Annotated in this window: 16 protein-coding genes; 8 read left to right on the forward strand and 8 right to left on the reverse strand. The window is 63.8% G+C overall.

Translation table 11 applies throughout. The annotated features are described in order from the left end of the window. Window positions 1–56 precede the first annotated feature (56 nt). From ACNJX9_RS05415 to ACNJX9_RS05435, 5 genes are all read left to right on the forward strand, one after another. Window positions 57–356, forward strand: coding sequence for a putative quinol monooxygenase (locus ACNJX9_RS05415; RefSeq protein ID WP_057759418.1), 300 nt, complete (start codon window positions 57–59; stop codon window positions 354–356). 6 nt (window positions 357–362) lie between these two features. Next, window positions 363–995, forward strand: a complete 633-nt coding sequence (locus ACNJX9_RS05420) for an urease accessory protein UreE (protein ID WP_439408063.1) — start codon at window positions 363–365, stop codon at window positions 993–995. After that, window positions 976–1,704: an urease accessory protein UreF gene (locus ACNJX9_RS05425; RefSeq protein ID WP_439410014.1), complete on the forward strand. Its 729-nt coding sequence runs from the start codon at window positions 976–978 to the stop codon at window positions 1,702–1,704. Before ACNJX9_RS05420 ends, ACNJX9_RS05425 begins: the two co-directional genes overlap by 20 nt. Window positions 1,705–1,769: 65 nt before the next feature. Beyond that, window positions 1,770–2,393 carry an urease accessory protein UreG gene (ureG, locus tag ACNJX9_RS05430; protein WP_057759412.1) on the forward strand — a complete coding sequence of 208 codons (624 nt, stop codon included), beginning with the start codon at window positions 1,770–1,772 and terminating at the stop codon, window positions 2,391–2,393. 314 nt (window positions 2,394–2,707) lie between these two features. After that, on the forward strand, window positions 2,708–4,366 hold the full coding sequence (locus ACNJX9_RS05435; RefSeq protein WP_057759409.1) for a CHASE domain-containing protein: 1,659 nt from the start codon (window positions 2,708–2,710) through the stop codon (window positions 4,364–4,366). Window positions 4,367–4,393: 27 nt separating this feature from the next. On the opposite strand, the gene ACNJX9_RS05440 is transcribed toward ACNJX9_RS05435, so the two are convergent. The 6 genes from ACNJX9_RS05440 to ACNJX9_RS05465 all read right to left on the reverse strand — a co-directional run bounded on the left by ACNJX9_RS05440 (window position 4,394) and on the right by ACNJX9_RS05465 (window position 8,956). Then, on the reverse strand, window positions 4,394–4,753 hold the full coding sequence (locus ACNJX9_RS05440; protein WP_057759407.1) for a RidA family protein: 360 nt from the start codon (window positions 4,751–4,753) through the stop codon (window positions 4,394–4,396). A gap of 59 nt (window positions 4,754–4,812) precedes the next feature. Beyond that, entirely contained in the window at window positions 4,813–5,421 is a 609-nt protein-coding gene (locus ACNJX9_RS05445; RefSeq protein ID WP_220002120.1) for a TetR/AcrR family transcriptional regulator, read from the reverse strand. A 103-nt stretch (window positions 5,422–5,524) separates the two neighbouring features. Next, window positions 5,525–6,667 carry an OpgC domain-containing protein gene (locus tag ACNJX9_RS05450; protein ID WP_439408064.1) on the reverse strand — a complete coding sequence of 381 codons (1,143 nt, stop codon included), beginning with the start codon at window positions 6,665–6,667 and terminating at the stop codon, window positions 5,525–5,527. 187 nt (window positions 6,668–6,854) lie between these two features. Beyond that, the gene (locus ACNJX9_RS05455) at window positions 6,855–7,307 is read right to left on the reverse strand and encodes a hypothetical protein (RefSeq protein WP_439408065.1); all 453 of its coding nucleotides are present in this window, start codon (window positions 7,305–7,307) and stop codon (window positions 6,855–6,857) included. An 88-nt stretch (window positions 7,308–7,395) separates the two neighbouring features. After that, window positions 7,396–7,767, reverse strand: coding sequence for a DUF883 family protein (locus tag ACNJX9_RS05460; RefSeq protein ID WP_057759400.1), 372 nt, complete (start codon window positions 7,765–7,767; stop codon window positions 7,396–7,398). Window positions 7,768–7,843: 76 nt separating this feature from the next. Next, entirely contained in the window at window positions 7,844–8,956 is a 1,113-nt protein-coding gene (locus tag ACNJX9_RS05465; RefSeq protein WP_057759398.1) for an AI-2E family transporter, read from the reverse strand. A gap of 209 nt (window positions 8,957–9,165) precedes the next feature. Here ACNJX9_RS05465 and ACNJX9_RS05470 point away from each other — a divergent pair, with 209 nt between their 5' ends. Both ACNJX9_RS05470 and ACNJX9_RS05475 read left to right on the forward strand, forming a co-directional pair. Beyond that, entirely contained in the window at window positions 9,166–9,936 is a 771-nt protein-coding gene (locus ACNJX9_RS05470; RefSeq protein ID WP_439408066.1) for a L,D-transpeptidase, read from the forward strand. Between the two features lie 18 nt (window positions 9,937–9,954). After that, window positions 9,955–10,608 carry a DUF2865 domain-containing protein gene (locus ACNJX9_RS05475; RefSeq protein ID WP_439408067.1) on the forward strand — a complete coding sequence of 218 codons (654 nt, stop codon included), beginning with the start codon at window positions 9,955–9,957 and terminating at the stop codon, window positions 10,606–10,608. 6 nt (window positions 10,609–10,614) lie between these two features. Here ACNJX9_RS05475 and ACNJX9_RS05480 read toward each other — a convergent pair whose 3' ends face one another. Next, window positions 10,615–12,708 carry a methyl-accepting chemotaxis protein gene (locus ACNJX9_RS05480; protein WP_439408068.1) on the reverse strand — a complete coding sequence of 698 codons (2,094 nt, stop codon included), beginning with the start codon at window positions 12,706–12,708 and terminating at the stop codon, window positions 10,615–10,617. 289 nt (window positions 12,709–12,997) lie between these two features. Here ACNJX9_RS05480 and ACNJX9_RS05485 point away from each other — a divergent pair, with 289 nt between their 5' ends. Beyond that, window positions 12,998–13,153, forward strand: a complete 156-nt coding sequence (locus ACNJX9_RS05485) for a Thivi_2564 family membrane protein (RefSeq protein ID WP_008546817.1) — start codon at window positions 12,998–13,000, stop codon at window positions 13,151–13,153. Window positions 13,154–13,294: 141 nt separating this feature from the next. Here the strand turns inward: ACNJX9_RS05485 and ACNJX9_RS05490 are convergent, their stop codons facing one another. Continuing rightward, window positions 13,295–15,460, reverse strand: coding sequence for a malate synthase G (locus ACNJX9_RS05490; RefSeq protein ID WP_439408069.1), 2,166 nt, complete (start codon window positions 15,458–15,460; stop codon window positions 13,295–13,297). Between the last annotated feature and the right edge of the window lie 320 nt (window positions 15,461–15,780).

The following is a 15,780-nucleotide window of genomic DNA, read 5'->3' on the forward strand; positions in this document are numbered from 1 at the left end:
TGGTCTAATGTCTCGCCCGGTATCTAACCAGAGAAGAAAAGCCGGGAGGATTGCTCGTGATCTACGTCGTCGCCACCTTGACCATCAAGCCCGAAACCCGCGCCGAGTTCATCGCAGCCGCCACCGCCTGCATCAAGGAGACGCGGAAGGAGCCCGGCAATATCGCCTACGATCTGCACGAGAGCGTGACCGATCCCACCAAGATGGTGTTCGTCGAGCAGTGGGAGAACATGGAGGCGCTGGGGCCACATCGTGCCGCCGAGCACATGAAGACGTTCGGCCGGGTCGCTGTAAAGTGCTTCACGGCGCCGCCGAAGATCGAATATATCACGCCCGAGAAGGTCGAGACAAGGTAACAGCGAATGATCCGGGCGACGCAGGTTAAGGGACAGCACCGCTTCGCGGAAACGCCGGCGGATACGGTCGTGCTCGATTTCGACGATCGGCACCGCCGCCGCATGGCGATGACGGGGACCCGGGGCCTCGAATTCCTGCTCGACCTGGAGAACGCCGTTGCGCTGCGCGGCGGGGATGCGCTGGTGCTGGAGGACGGAAGGCTCGTCGAAGTGGTGGCAGCGCCCGAGCCGCTGCTCGAGATCCGCGGCCGCGATCCGCACCACCTCATCCGCGTGGCCTGGCATCTCGGCAACCGCCATCTGCCGACGCAGCTCATGACCAAAGCCTTGCGCATTCGCCGCGATCACGTCATCGAAGCCATGGTGAAGGGGCTTGGCGCGAGGGTGGTCGAGATCGAGGCGCCGTTCGATCCTGAGGGTGGGGCCTACGCCGATGCCGGCCATGCGCATGGCCACGATGATCACGGCCATCACGATCATGCACATCATGATCACGGTCACCATGATCATGATCACGGCCATGATCATCATGGTCATGCCGCGCATGACCATGGGCATGATCACGACCGTCACCATGACGAACATTGCGACCACCCCGACCATCATCACGGCCACAAGCATGCTCATGACCGCAAATGAGCCTGACGGTGCCGGCGACCTCGCCGAACGCGAGGCGGCGGCGCTGTACCGGCTGATGACGTGGCTGTCGCCGGCGTTTCCCGTCGGCGGCTTCTCCTATTCCAGCGGCATCGAATGGGCAGTTGAGGCCGGCGATATCACAGACGTCTCGTCGCTCGCCACTTGGCTCGATGCCATGCTTAGTGACGGCTCCGGCGCTTGTGACGCGACGTTTCTCGTTCACGCTTACCGTGCCGCCGAGGCGGGCGAAGATGCTGCTCTGAGCGACGTCGCCGAGCTCGCCGCCGCCTTCGTGCCGTCGCGCGAGCGGCAGCTCGAAACCACCTCGCAAGGCCGCGCCTTCATCGACATCTCGCGCACGGCGTGGGATGCGGACGGCCTGGATGCCATGGTCGCGGCATGCCGCACGCCACTGGTCTATCCCGTTGCGGTCGGCGTTGTCGCCGCGCTGCACGGCGTGCCCCTGGCAGCGACGCTGCACGCCTTCCTGCATGCGCTGGTCTCGAACTGGATTTCCGCGGCGAGCCGGCTGATTCCGCTCGGCCAGACCGACAGCCAGCGCGTGCTGGTGAGGCTGGAAACTGCCGTCGCTGCGACCGCGAGCCGGGCGCTGAGCGCGACACTGGACGATCTCGGCAGTGCAACCTTTCGCGCCGATCTCGCCAGCCTGCGCCACGAGACGCAATATACGCGGCTGTTTCGGTCATGAGGCACGATCTTGCCACAGCGTCGTCCCGGCCTCCGCCGGGACGGCATTTAAGAGAGAGCAATTAAATGGCAACTTCTCACGGTCCTTTGCGCGTCGGCGTCGGCGGCCCGGTCGGATCGGGCAAGACCGCGCTGATGGACCTGCTCTGCAAGACCATGCGCGAGCGTTACGACATCGCAGCGATCACAAATGACATCTACACCAAATGGGATGCGGAATTCCTTGTGCGCTCGGGTTCGCTGACGCCGGATCGCATCGCCGGCGTCGAGACCGGCGGCTGTCCGCACACTGCGATCCGTGAGGACGCCTCGATGAACCTTGCGGCGGTCGCCGACATGCGCGCGAAATTTCCCGGGCTCGATCTCGTGCTGATCGAATCCGGCGGCGACAATCTCGCTGCCACCTTTTCCCCGGAGCTTGCCGACCTCACCATCTACGTGATCGACGTTGCAGCCGGCGACAAGATCCCCTCCAAGGGTGGCCCGGGCATCACCCGTTCCGACCTCCTGGTCATCAACAAGATCGACCTCGCGCCTCATGTCGGTGCGTCCCTGGAGAAGATGAACACGGATGCCAAACGCATGCGCGGCGAGCGCCCCTTTGTCATGACCAATCTCAAAAGGAGCGACGGGCTCGATCGCATCGTCAGCTTCATCGAGACCAAAGGTGGTCTGAAACGAGCGGATTGAAGCGGACGGGCTAACGGGCCGCGGCGACGCGGCGCAGGCCTTTCCCGCCGTTAACGCCTAAGGCAAAACGCAGCCAACGGAACAAATTTCGGACACGGCGATTATCTACCTCCGGTGCCCGGGGCAAAGCCGCAGATGGTCGGACGATCGGCCGGGCGGATTAAGCTTTTTGGGCGACCCAAGTTGCGTACAGATGCCTCCTCCGTCATTATCCTTGCCACTGGGGTCCACCCTGTTTCGGCACAGGGCCGTTCGAGCGGCGTTCATATGCTCCGTGTTTGTTGCCGACCTTCTTCCTTCGCCTGAGTAGTCGCGTGGTCCGGCTGGGTTTCATCATCGGCTTCATCGCTCTGCTCGGAGCCTTGCTCTCGGGGCTTGCGGCCTATCGTGTCCACGATCAGGAGCTGGCGCTGGACCGGATCGCGCTGGCGCGCGCGATCGACGTTCATGCGAGCCTGGTCCAGGACCGCTCAACCGAGCGTGAGCTGCTGGCGCGTGTCGCCTCAGGCCTGTTCCGGGCGCCATCGGTGCTGAAGCCCAATATGCTGGAGCCGCTGCGCTCGGCGATCTACGCCTTCAAGACCGACTTCGTGGTGGCCGGCTGGGTTGCCCGGCTTCGCCCGAGCGAGCTCGCCGCGGCGCAGGCCGCCCTTGCCGCCGCCGGCTTCCCGAAGCCGCAGATCCGTGATTTCAACGACAAGCCAATCGATCCGGCAAGCGTAACGCAGCCGATAGATGTGCTGATGGACCTCGAGCCACGCAGCGACGAGACCATGAGGCTGCCAGGCCGCAGCTATGATGACGATCCGGTTCGCAGTGCGATGCTGACCCGGGCCAGGGTCGAGAAACGGTCGGTTGCCTCCGATCCGATACCGTTGTTGCGTGAGAACGGACCGATCGGCGTCATCGTCGCGGCCCCCGTCATTCCCGAAGGCGCGACCGAGCCGGCCGGCTTCATCACGTTTTCCTACGAGCTGGCCTCGCTGATGCTGACCAATGACGACCTGTCGTTGTTCTCGGTCGCGCTGAAGGATCCGCGCAAGGAGGGCAGCGAGCTCGTTGCCAGCGACCAGGGCGTCGTCTCGACCCGCATGACCTCACCGGACGGGCCGGCACCGTCGGCGACACGCACCATCAGCTTCGGCGGTCGCGACTGGCAGCTCGGCTATTACGCCAAGACCAATTCGGCGCGGCGCGCCGAGCAGACCGCGATCATCGTGGCGGCGATCGGCTTTGCCATCACCGCGATGGTGTGCGGCCTGTTCGGTTATGTCGCCTATAACAACTTAAGGCTTAGCCGCGAGATCCAGGTGCGGATCGGCTTCGAGCGGCGGCTGACGGCCGTCATCGACGAGCTGAATCATCGCGTGAAGAACATCCTCGCGGTGATCCAGTCGATAGTGACGCGCACGCTGCGCCATGGCTCCGACATCGACGTTGCGCGCGAGCTCCTGATCGGCCGCATCCACGCCATGTCCAACGTGGTCTCGCTGCTCAGCGAGAGCCAATGGCAGGGCGTCAAGCTGAAGGGCCTGTTCGAGGCGCGCGCGATTCCGCACGCTGACCGCATCGCCGTCAGCGGCCCTGATATCGCCGTCAGCGCGCGCGCCGCGCAAAGCCTGTCGCTGCTGTTCTTCGAGCTCGCCTCGCATTCGGATGAAGGCCTGTCGCTGGTCGGCAAGCATCCACACATCACCGCGAACTGGACGGTGACGGGTGAGGAGCCCGAGACTGTGTTTCATTTCCGCTGGGAGGAGTTCAACACCAGCGAGGCGACGCGTCGCCCGGATTCGGATTTCGGCCTGATCCTGCTTGACCGCGTCGCCCCCGAAGCGCTCGGCGGCAACGCCAAGCGCTACTTCACCGACGTCTCTTATGTCTACGAGCTGACGGCTCCGATGGAGACGGTCGTCGACATGACCGAGCGCGACCGCACGGACAAGATTTCCGCGCCGGTGCGCCCGGCGAAGTAGGCGCGAGGCAGGCTTGTCGCCCGCGCTTCAGGCCGCGCCCACGCGAGCCGCGATGGCGGTCATCTCGAGCTTGACGTCAGGGCCGAGATCGGCCACGCCGACGGCGGCACGCGCCGGCAAATGAGCTCCCGCAAAATGCGCTTTCCAGGCCGCGTTGAATGCAGCCTTCTCGCTGAGATCAGTCATGAAGATGGTCACCTGCAGGACGTTGGCCATGTCGGATCCGAGAGTGTCGAGCAGACGCGACAACTGGCCGAGCACATCATTGGCCTGACCCGACATGTCCTGGCTCGTGTCCTCGGGGACGATTCCGCCGATGTAGAGAACGCCTGCATGCTCGACCACTTCGTGGAGCAGTCCTTCGTAGGGCAGGATGCGCTTGACCATGATGGGAACGATGCTCCTCCGGGAAGTTGTGAGATTGGACCGTATCTTGTGCGCCGGCTTTAGCCCTTCGGCCGCAAGACCAGGTCGACCAGGGACCGCGCATAGGCCGGCGTGATCGGCGCGATGCCGAAGACGTAGCGGTAGAACAGGCTGCCATAGATGGCGTCGTAGAGATCTTCGGCCGGCGCTTGCGCCAGGATGCTGCCGTCGCGCTGGCCGGCCGCGATCATCTCAACCAGCGCGTCGCGGCGGAATTGCAGATAGCGGGCATAAAAAAGCTCGGCCGAGCCGGTCTTGGAGATGCATTCGGAGATCACGGCAAGCTGCACCTTGCCGAATTCGCCCTGCAGGGCTTCGGCATAGGCCACGGCATGACGGCGGGCGCGCACGGCGGGCGTGCCCGCGCTCGCCGGCGGCAGCGGCAGCATTTGGGCGGCGTGATGGAGAAAGGCGTCGATCAGCAGCGCCTCCCGCGACGGCCACCATTTGTAGATGGTCATCTTGGAGACGTTGGAGTGGCGTGCCACTGCGTCGATCGTGGTCGCGGCAAGGCCGGTCGCAGCCATCAGCGCATAGGCGCTTTCGAGGATGGCGTTGGTGGTCTCGATGGATCGCGGCCGGCCGCGCCGGGGTGCACCCTCGGCCGCATCGCTCGTGTGTTTCGCCATGACCAAGCCGGTCTCTCCTTGCGCAGAGGCCGCCATTGCCACAGGGCCACCTCATTCCGCATAGCGCAGCGGAGGTTCCTGGCCTAGCAAAATCGCACGATAATCAGGCCCGTTGCCGCAAGGCCGCCGGCTCGTCCTGGCGCTTCGACCAGGAAATATAATAGGCCACCACCGTCATCACGGCGAAACCGGCCAGGCTCACCCCGATCTGCATCACGACCAGATTGGCGCCGGTGATCAGGATGAGATGGCCGGCGAAAGACAGGAAGACACCGATGCAGAATATGGCAAGCCATTCCTCGCCGCATTTGATTACCATCTGGAGCGACTTCCATTGCAGCCCCGGATGGTCAGACGGGATGAGATAGGTCGCAAGGAAGGCGAGCGCGAGGAAATGGAGCACGCGATAGGGCGCCAGATTTTCCTTGTCGGTCGGCGAGATGGTGTTGAGCACGATGTCAGGCAAATAAGTCGAGAGCGTCGGCGAATGGCGCATCAAGGTGATGGCCATCGCGAGCACGAGATAGGCGCCGGCGAGCACGCGAAGCCACGAGAGCCCGTGAAGCTTGTGTCCTGACGCGCCGGTGACGGCGAACCAGCCGCCCAGCACCATCAGCATCTGCCAGCACAGCGGGTTGAATGTCCATTCCAGGTCAGGATAGGCGTGAAACGCCCAGCCAAACCGGCGTGCAGCCAGATAGAGCGCGACAGAAGCCGCCAGCGTCACGTTCGGACGCCGCAGCAGGCCCCACAAGGCAAGCGGAAAGAATGCCATCAGCGGAATCATCAGCTGCAGAAGGTCGAGATTGAGCGGCTCCTCCTGGAGCACCAATCCCTGGACCAGGATGCGCAACGGGTGCTCGAGAATCCCCGAGATGTTGTACTCGCTGATGATCTCCGGCGCCATCGATTGCGAGGCGACGTAAGCGATGGCGTCGATGTAGATCACGAACAGCACCACATAGGCGGCATAGAGCCGCCAGACGCGACGAAAGATGCGTGTTGCGGCGACGACATAGCCGCGCTCCAGCGCCATCCTGCCGTGGATGATGGCAACGCCATAGCCGACCACGAACACGAACAGGTCGGCGGCGCCGCTGAAGCCGAAGTTGCGCAGCGTCAGCAGATTGACGACATTGTTCGGAATGTGGTCGACAAACACCGACCAGTTGGCAATGCCGAGCGTCAAATAGAGCCTGGCGTCGTGTTGGAATGCGGCGAGGTTCGCCTTGACGGACGGCTTCATTGCTAATTATTTCAATTGGAATCAGGGCGATGCTTTTAACGGCAACCGTCTGCCTATCCGAGTAGCGATTACGTGAGGCCACAAGGATTTTCCGCGACTGGCGAAATATTGCGCAGAGGCGGCGCGTCGAGTCGCCGCGACCCTTCCTGCTCGGTTGGTGGCGCAACTTTCTTAGCGTGACTCGGTCTTATTCGGCGGGCTCGGCCGGTGCCTCGTCGGGGACGCCAATGCGGCTTGCCATGATGCCAAGCGCAACGCCCCCGATCGCCAGGATCGGTAGCAGCCGCTTGACCCCGATGGCGCGGACGATCTGCAGGCCTGTGGCGATCAGCATGGGATCGGCGAGCATGCTCGGGGCGGCCTTCGCGGCGCGCTCGGCCGCGATACGGGCGCGTGTCTGGATTTCCCGTTTGTAGCCCCAATAGCTTCCGGCGGCAGCGAGCGTCAGCAGGAAGAAGATGCCGGCGCCGGCAAGGCAGGCCCGAACCGGGCCGTATTTGTCGAGGACCGAGATGAAGGCCGCGGCGCAGAGGAAGCATGTGGTGATGAACAGCGCGAGCGCCGCACCTGCCGCCAGCGAGGTCAATCGTACGGTCGTGCCCGTCGATGCGCTGATGCCGTCGATGATACGCTGAAACACAGCCTTGCTCCTCGGATCCTCACCAGCCAATTCACGACCTGCCGGTCACGGCAGCGACGGCCGTCGTGACCTCGTTGTTCATCGCGCCTCAGCGGCGCCAGGCAAAGCCGATCAGGAAGCCGATGCCGAGCGCGACACCGACGGTCGCGAGCGGCCGCTGCGTAATCGCCTCTTCCAGCGTCTCCTCGATCGAGCCATAGGCATCCTGCGCCGCGTCCATCATCGCGCTGCCGCGCTCCGAGACATCGTCGAGCGTCGAATCCATGTTGTCGCGCGCCTGCTTGTAGCCGCGCCGGGCCTGCTTGCCCGTGGCGTTGGCGAAGGTGTTGAGGGCGTCGGTGATCTGATCGGTGAGGGCGGCGATATCGCTTTTCACGGCTGCTACATCCTTCTCGAGGCGTTCTGCGGTGGCTTTGTCGATCCAGTCTCTCGTCCCGGCTTCGCCATTGGTCATTGACATCAAAGGGCTCCAAAGCTGTCGGCGGAGATAGCCGGAAAACGCGTCGTCTTCGGGGAAGTTCCGTTTGCGGCGGCCGTCACTCCGGCGGGAGCTGGGGTGCGTCCTCCGGCAACAGATGCTCCTTCAGGATCAACCCGACGATCAGCAGCGGAGATGACAGGAAGGCGCCCATCGGTCCCCACAGCCAGGTCCAGAAGGCGAGGGCGACGAAGACCGCCAGCGCATTCAGTGCCAGCCTGCGGCCGATGATGGTCGGCGTGACGAAGTGCCCTTCCAGGAAGGTGATACCGCCGAAGGCGATCGCCGCAGCCAGGCCGCCGCCGATGGTCGGGAACGCCAGGACACCGACGATGGCCAATATGGCGAACATTGCAACCGGACCAATGATGGGAATGAAGTTGAGCGCAGCCGCAAGCGCACCAAGCCCGGCCGGATTTGGCATTCTGGTGACCGCGCACACGATGCCTGTGGCGATCCCGACGCCGATATTGATGACGGTCACGGTCAGCAGGTAGTTGCCGAGATGGACCTCGATCTCGTTGAGGATTCGCAAGGTGCGCAGCCGCGCGTCGCGCTCACCGAATGTCATGATCAAGGCGCGCCGCAAATCTCCCCAGCTCGCGATGAACAGGATCAGGGTGGCGAAGAACAGCAGGAATTCGGCGAAAGTCGGCGACAGGAATTCCAGCGTCGGCTGCACCCATTCGAATTTGGGAATCTGGAAGCTTGGCAGTCCCTCCGAGCCGCCGACCATGGCTTGCAGCTCACTCCAGAGCGCCAGCGGCCGGTCGAAGACATGCAGCTTGTCCTTCAGCTGCGCTCCCAGCTCCGGCAAGCGCGAGCTCCATTCCATGGCGGGTGCGGCGATCAGTGCGACCACGAACGCGACCATCGCGGTGACCGCAATGACGATGAGGACGGCGCCGATGGCGCGCGGCACGCGCCGCCTTTCCAGGAAGGTGGCGGCCGGCGACAGCATGGTGCCGGCGACCATGGCCATCACGACAGGCAGGAAGAACGCCTTGGCGACATAGAGCACGGCGACGACGGCGATCAAAAGCAAGCCGGCGAGCGCAAAGGCGACGAACTCGGTACGGCGGATCACCGGCGGCAGCTCGAGATGGCTGTCAGGAAGCGGAGAACCCTCGTCGTTGCCGGAGATCAGACGTTCACTGGGAAGGACGCGCACAATATATCTCTCCCCGCACGGAAGCCTCCGCGCGCCCATTGCTCACAGGAGAACGCGCGCCATGTGCCGAGGTTCCGTCGCGGCTTCGTGAAGTTGAGCTCGCTTGACTGTGACGCATCTGCCGCAAAAGGCGGCGGAACTTGAGCCGGCGCTCCCGCGTTTATCGGCCAGCAGCATCACCCAGATGCACACATCCAACGGGGCAGCACATGACAAAGTTCTCCGTCGTCCGCCGCAGCTTCGCGCCGCGCGTCGTTACCGCTTGTGCCTTCGCGACAGCCTTGCTGACCGTACCGTTCGCGGCTCAGGCGCAGACGTCAGGCTATGCGCCAATGCAGCCGCAGGCCTATCCCCTGGGCCAGACGCATTCGCAGGACTATGCCAGCGAGGCGCCCGAGGCCACCGACGAAGATGCAGTGCTGCCCGACCGGCTGCGCCGGCAAATCGTGAGCTTCGACCGCAATGAGCCCGCCGGCACCATCGTCATCGATACCGCCGACACTTATCTCTATTACGTGCTCGGCAACGGGCGCGCGATCCGCTACGGCGTCGGCGTCGGCCGCGAGGGATTCACCTGGTCGGGCGTGCAGAGCATCAGCCGGAAGGCCGAATGGCCGGATTGGCATCCGCCGGCGGAGATGATCGCGCGCCAGCCCTATCTGCCGCGCTTCGTTGCCGGCGGTCCGGGCAATCCGCTCGGTGCGCGCGCGATGTATCTCGGCTCCAGCGAATATCGCATCCACGGCACCAACGATCCAACCACGATCGGCAAGTTCGTCTCGTCCGGCTGCATCCGCCTCACCAACGCGGATGTCACCGACCTGTTCAACCGCGTCAACGTCGGCACCAAGGTCGTTGTGCTGCCGAAGAATGCGCCGTTGATGGCGCGCGGGGGTGATCCCGTCCGCAAGCGGCCGGCGGTGACGACACTACCCTCCGGGCGCCAGGCGTTGAACGTCTCGGCGCCGTCGGTGGATTGACGAGTCGAGTGAGGTTACATGATGAGAAGTTCGATCAGCAAGCTCGCTGGGGGCGCCGCCGCGTTCGTCACGGTCGCTTCGCTTGGCCTTGCGCTCGCGCCCGCGGCGCATGCGGAGGACTTCTTCTCGGCGCTGTTCGGGGGCTTCCGCATGCGGCCGCCGCCGGAGATTCGCGTGCCGTTCCCGAATGCCGACATGCCGCGCTATGACGCGCCGCGCCAGCGCGCGTCCTATGGCGGCGGCACGGCCTATTGCGTGCGTGGCTGCGATGGCCGCTATTTCCCGGCGCAAGGCAATGATGCGGAGAGCAAGACGCAATCCTGCAAGAGCTTTTGCCCGGCTTCAGAGACGTCCTTGGTCTATGGTAGCAGCATCGACGAGGCCACCACGGAGAGAGGCAAATCCTATTCCGATCTGCCCAACGCGTTCCGTTATCGCAACGAGATTGTCGCGGGCTGTACCTGCAACGGTAAGGACCCTGTCGGGCTTGCCCAGGTCAAGATCGAGGACGACCCAACCCTGCGCAAGGGCGACATCGTCGCGGGCAACGACGGCCTCGTCATCGCCAACCGCAACGCCGACGACCGCCGCGGCGTCGCGATGAATTTCTCGCCGCTCCCGGAGTCCGTGCGCGCGAAATTCCGCCAGCTGCCCGTGGTGGCGAAGGAGTAGAACAGCCTACGCCGCCCGGATCTTGCCCAGGAAATCGCTGACCTGATCGCCGAGCTGGCGGCTCTGGGTCTCCAGCAATTCGGAGGCCTGCCTGACGTTGTCAGCCGCACCGGCCGCGGTGTCGGCGTCGGCCTTCACGCCGGAGATGTTGTCGGAGACGTTCTTGGTGCCCTGCGCGGCATATTGGGTGCTGCGCGTGATCTCCTGCGTCGCCGCGCCCTGCTCCTGCACGGCGGCCGCAATCGCGGTGGCGACCTCGTTGACCTCGCCGATGATGCCGCCGATCGCCTGGATCGCGTTGACGGCATCCCCCGCAACCTTCTGGATGTCTGCGATCTGCTCGGAGATCTCGTCCGTCGCCTTCGCGGTCTGGCTCGCCAGCGATTTCACCTCGGAGGCGACGACCGCAAAGCCGCGGCCGGCTTCGCCGGCGCGCGCGGCCTCGATGGTGGCGTTGAGCGCCAGCAGGTTGGTCTGCGCCGCGATGGTGTTGATCAGGCCGACGACCTCGCCGATGCGGCTCGCTGATCGGGCAAGTCCCTGCACCGTGCCGTCGGTCTGCTGCGCCTGAGACACGGCCCGGCTGGCGATGCCTGCGGCATGCGCTGCCTGTTGGCTGATGTCGTTGATGGAGCAGCTCAGCTCCTCCGACGCGGCAGCGACACTGTCGACGCTCAGCGAGGCATCTCCAGAAGCCTTCTCGGCGAAACGAACGCGATCATTGGTCTGCCGCGACACTGCGGAGAGATCGGATGAGGTTTTTCGCATCTGGCCGGAGGCTTCACTGAGCTCATCGAGTGCCTTGCGCACGAGCCCTTCGAATTCGCCGATGTGGCTCTCCATGGCACGCTGACGGGTCGCTGCCGCAGCGTTGCGCTCGCGTTCCTTGGCTTCGATCTCCAGCTTGTCGGTGGCCTGCTGCTTGAATGTCTCCAGTGCACCGGCCAGTGCGCCGATCTCATCCATCCTGTCTTCGTATCCCGTCTCGACCGAAAGATCGCCGCCCGCGACCTTCAACATGGCGTCGCGCATGTCGTGCAGCGGCTTGATGACACGGCGGCTCACAGCCAGCATCGGACCGACGGCGAGGCAGATCGCAAGGAGCACCAGCACCAGCTGCAGGGTCAGTGCCTGCAGCGCGGAAGCGCGCTGAGCGGAAATGTGCTCGCTGGCCCCGTCCAGCGCGGCCTCGGCCACGCCGACTGCGGCGCCCAGCCGAGCGACGCTGAGCGGGCTCCATTCATTGGCCACCATCTCGGGCTTTTCGCCCGCTGCCAGCGCATTCATCAGGCGATCGCGCAGCTCCACATATTGCGGATCGAAATAAGCACTCTTGTTCTTGGCGATCGCGTCCGAGAGCGCCGGCGGCAATTGCATGCCGCCGATTGAGACCTCGAGTCCCTTCCAGGCGGCCTCGACACCCCCGACCAGCTTGACGTAGGACAGTCGTGCCTCCGGAGTGACCTTTCCGGCGCCGAGACCGTTGGAAACGAGAATCGAAGCGTCGCCCGCCGTGTTTCGCAGCAGCCAGGCCGCCTGCTTGATGATCAGAAACTGATCGACGGCCGCGTCCTGGTGGTTGATGGAGGCGGCGAGAATTCCGGATACCTTGTCGAGCAATACGACCAGTGCGGTTTCCGTATCCATGTATTCCTTGCCGAGAGCGACGCGGCGCGACGCCTTGGGCTTCGCGATCTCCTGCCAAAATTCCTTTTGCATAGCTCCGAGCGCGCCGAACAGCCGGTCGAACTCGGAGAGCAGCGCCGGCTTCTCGGTAAAGTCGATGCTGCCGAGCAGACCGCGTGCACGGGCCATTGCCGGCATCTCCACGTCGTGCAGGTCACGCAGATATTTTTCGATCGCCGGATCCAGCGATTGATCGTTGTGGAGCACCCGGTTCGACGTGGAGCGATCGGCCCGCATCCGGTCCATCGCCTTGAACATGTCGGCGGATGCGTCAGCGATGACGGCGATGCGGTTGGCAATCTGGAGGCGCTGCCAGGAATCCCAGGCGATCAGCGAGGCCCCGACGACCACGCAACATGACGTGGTCAGGATCACACTTCTCAGCAGTGCAGATACCGTCAAGCGGTTCAGCATGGCGCCCGTCCCCCCGGCAGTGAAGAACTCCACCGCGCCCCTGGCTTCAATCGGGGGCGCAGAGCGGGCATTTGCGCGTCGCTCGGCGGCAGTCTCCGGGCATTTGGCCATAAAAGCGTAAAGACTTGGTCGCGACCGCAGGATTACGGCCGCTGGCAGGTCACTTTTGCTGTATGGCGCGCCCCTTTCAGCCGAAAAGCACTGTCGAATGCATGGGTTTCCGGCATGGAACCCGATGCGAAGCCTCGACGTTAGATCTCGTTAACAACTGGCCTGAAGGGGGCTTGCAATGCTGGTCGGCGTCCTCGTTACATTCCTCGTCGTCATCCTCGTGCTTTATCTCATCAACATGCTGCCGATGGACGGGCGCGCCAAACAGATCGCGCGTGTCATCGTCATCATCATCGGCATCGTGTCGCTGCTGAAATATCTCGCGGTGTTCTAGCGCGGTCTCAGTTTGTAGCCCGGATTGCGCTTCGCTCCATCCGGGCTACGGGTGCGCAACAAAAAAGCCCCGGCTCACGTCGGGGCTTTCAACGTTCGAACAAACGGCCTCAGCCCAGCGCCTTCTCAGCCAAGCGCCTTCTTAGCCAAGCGCCTTGGCCTCGCGGCGGCGCGCGGTGAGGATGTATTCGGTGTAGCCGTTCGGCTGCTCGCGCCCCTTGAAGATGAGGTCGCAGGCGGCCTTGAAGGCGACGCCGTCGAAGGCGGGCGCCATCGGCTTGTAGATCGGATCGCCCGCGTTCTGCTTGTCGACGACGACGGCCATGCGCTTCAGCGATTCCATCACCTGCGCCTCGGTGATGACGCCCTGGTGCAACCAGTTGGCGAGATGCTGGCTGGAGATGCGCAAGGTGGCGCGGTCTTCCATCAGGCCGACATCGTGAATGTCGGGCACCTTGGAGCAGCCGACGCCCTGGTCGATCCAGCGTACGACGTAGCCCAGAATGCCCTGGCAGTTGTTGTCGATCTCCTGCTTGACGTCATCGGGCGCCCAGTTCGACTTCGACACCGGAATGGTGAGAATGTCCGAGAGCTTTGCGCGCGGGCCGCCCTTGGTCAGCTCCTGCTGGCGCGCGATGACATTGACCTGGTGGTAGTGCAGCGCGTGCAGGGTCGCGGCGGTCGGCGAGGGCACCCACGCCGTGGTGGCGCCGGCCTGCGGATGACCAAGCTTCTGCGCCAGCATGTCTGCCATCTTGTCGGGCGCGGCCCACATGCCCTTGCCGATCTGGGCATGCCCGGGCAGGCCACAGGTCAGGCCCATGTCGACGTTCCAATCCTCATAGGCCTTGATCCAGGCCTGCGCCTTCATCTCGTTCTTGCGGATCATCGGACCCGCTTCCATCGAGGTGTGAATCTCGTCGCCGGTGCGGTCGAGGAAGCCGGTGTTGATGAACATGATACGCTTGGAGGCGCGCTGGATGCAGGCCTTGAGGTTGACGGTGGTGCGCCGCTCCTCGTCCATGATGCCGACCTTGAGCGTGTTCTCGGGCAGCGACAACATCTTCTCGACGCGGTCGAATATCTCGCAAGTGAACGAAACCTCGTCCGGGCCGTGCATCTTCGGCTTGACGATATAGGCCGAGCCCGTGCGGCTGTTCTTGACCCTGGAGTTGCCTTTCAAGTCATGAATGGCAAGAAGCCCGGAGACGGCGGCATCGAGCAGGCCTTCCGGCACTTCTTCGCCGTTCTCGTCCAGCACCGCGTCGGTGAACATGTGGTGACCGCAATTGCGCATCAGGAGCAGGCTGCGGCCATGCAGCTTCACCTCGCCCTTGCCATCAGGTGTCTTGTAGCTGCGATCGGCGTTGAGCGAACGCGTCAGCGTCTTGCCGCCCTTCTCGAAATCGGCGGACAGTGTGCCATTCATCAGGCCGAGCGTGTTGCGGTAGACCAGCACCTTGTCTTCGGCGTCGACCGCGGCGACCGAGTCTTCCATGTCGAGAATGGTGGAGACTGCGGCCTCCATGATCATGTCGGCAACACCGGCCGGATCGTCCTTGCCGATCGCGCTGCCACGGTTGATCGTCACCTCGACATGCAGGCCGTTGTTGACGAGCAGGACGGCGGAAGGCGCCGCTGCATCGCCCTGGAAGCCGGCGAATTGCGCGGCGTTCTTCAACGCGGTGGCGTTGCCGCTCTTGAGCTTCACCGCGAGCTGGCCGGCGACGACGCTATAGGCGGTGACATCGGTGTGGCTGCCGGTTGCGAGCGGTACGGCGGTATCGAGGAACGCCTTGGCTTTGGCGATCACCTTGTCGCCGCGCGCCTTGTTGTAACCCTTGCCGGTTTCGGACGGATCGTGCGGGATCGCGTCGGTGCCGTAGAAGGCGTCATAGAGCGAGCCCCAGCGCGCATTCGCCGCGTTCAGCGCGTAGCGCGCATTGGTGAGCGGCACCACCAGCTGCGGGCCGCAGATCTTGCCGATCTCCTCGTCGACATTGGCGGTCTCGACCTTCTGCGTCGCCGGCTCGGGGATGAGATAGCCGATCTCCTTGAGGAAAGCGGTGTAGGCATCGAGATCGAACGCCTTGCCTTTGTGGGCGCGGTGCCATTCGTCGATCTTGGCCTGGAGCTGATCACGAAAGGCCAGCAGCGAGCGGTTCTTCGGCCCCAATTCCTTGATGAGCGCGGCCACCCCGGCCCAGAACGCATCCGGCGCGATCCCCGTTTTCGGTGCGGCTTCCTTGGCGATGAAATCGAAAAGGACGGGGGCGATCTTCAATCCGTGGGCGTCGACGCGTTTCATGATGGGCTTTCTTGTTGGAAATGGCTGTTTTTGGCTGCTTTTGACCCGGCAGCAGCAAAATGCGCCCACAGGGGGCAGCTTTCGAGACCTATTAGCCTCAAAATCGGGGCGGTGAGAAGACCCCTGAGCGTCTGTCAAAATGTCAAGACGGAGTGTGGGCCCGTGAGGGCGGCACCTAGGGGGCAAATGCCAAAGTAATGGGCGCGATCTCTCCCCGGTGTCGTCCCGGCGATGCGGGGACCCATAACCACAGGGAGAAACACCGGAACATCACGCGGTATGGGTCCCGGCCTTCGCCGGGACGACACCGATGATGTGGC

The sequence above is a fragment of the Bradyrhizobium sp. BLXBL-03 genome, assembly GCF_051853015.1.
In the GTDB taxonomy this organism is placed as follows: Bacteria; Pseudomonadota; Alphaproteobacteria; order Rhizobiales; family Xanthobacteraceae; genus Bradyrhizobium; species Bradyrhizobium manausense.

What these genes read in the sequence shown, in the direction of transcription:
- ACNJX9_RS05450 (WP_439408064.1), bottom strand. Translation starts at nt 6,667, where the DNA reads ATGAAGCCGTCCGTCAAGGCGAACCTCGCCGCATTCCAACACGACGCC.
- ACNJX9_RS05480 (WP_439408068.1), bottom strand. Translation starts at nt 12,708, where the DNA reads ATGCTGAACCGCTTGACGGTATCTGCACTGCTGAGAAGTGTGATCCTG.
- ACNJX9_RS05485 (WP_008546817.1), top strand. Translation starts at nt 12,998, where the DNA reads ATGCTGGTCGGCGTCCTCGTTACATTCCTCGTCGTCATCCTCGTGCTT.
- ureG (WP_057759412.1), top strand. Translation starts at nt 1,770, where the DNA reads ATGGCAACTTCTCACGGTCCTTTGCGCGTCGGCGTCGGCGGCCCGGTC.
- ACNJX9_RS05420 (WP_439408063.1), top strand. Translation starts at nt 363, where the DNA reads ATGATCCGGGCGACGCAGGTTAAGGGACAGCACCGCTTCGCGGAAACG.
- ACNJX9_RS05460 (WP_057759400.1), bottom strand. Translation starts at nt 7,767, where the DNA reads ATGTCAATGACCAATGGCGAAGCCGGGACGAGAGACTGGATCGACAAA.
- ACNJX9_RS05470 (WP_439408066.1), top strand. Translation starts at nt 9,166, where the DNA reads ATGACAAAGTTCTCCGTCGTCCGCCGCAGCTTCGCGCCGCGCGTCGTT.
- ACNJX9_RS05440 (WP_057759407.1), bottom strand. Translation starts at nt 4,753, where the DNA reads ATGGTCAAGCGCATCCTGCCCTACGAAGGACTGCTCCACGAAGTGGTC.
- ACNJX9_RS05425 (WP_439410014.1), top strand. Translation starts at nt 976, where the DNA reads ATGCTCATGACCGCAAATGAGCCTGACGGTGCCGGCGACCTCGCCGAA.
- ACNJX9_RS05490 (WP_439408069.1), bottom strand. Translation starts at nt 15,460, where the DNA reads ATGAAACGCGTCGACGCCCACGGATTGAAGATCGCCCCCGTCCTTTTC.
- ACNJX9_RS05445 (WP_220002120.1), bottom strand. Translation starts at nt 5,421, where the DNA reads ATGGCGAAACACACGAGCGATGCGGCCGAGGGTGCACCCCGGCGCGGC.
- ACNJX9_RS05475 (WP_439408067.1), top strand. Translation starts at nt 9,955, where the DNA reads ATGATGAGAAGTTCGATCAGCAAGCTCGCTGGGGGCGCCGCCGCGTTC.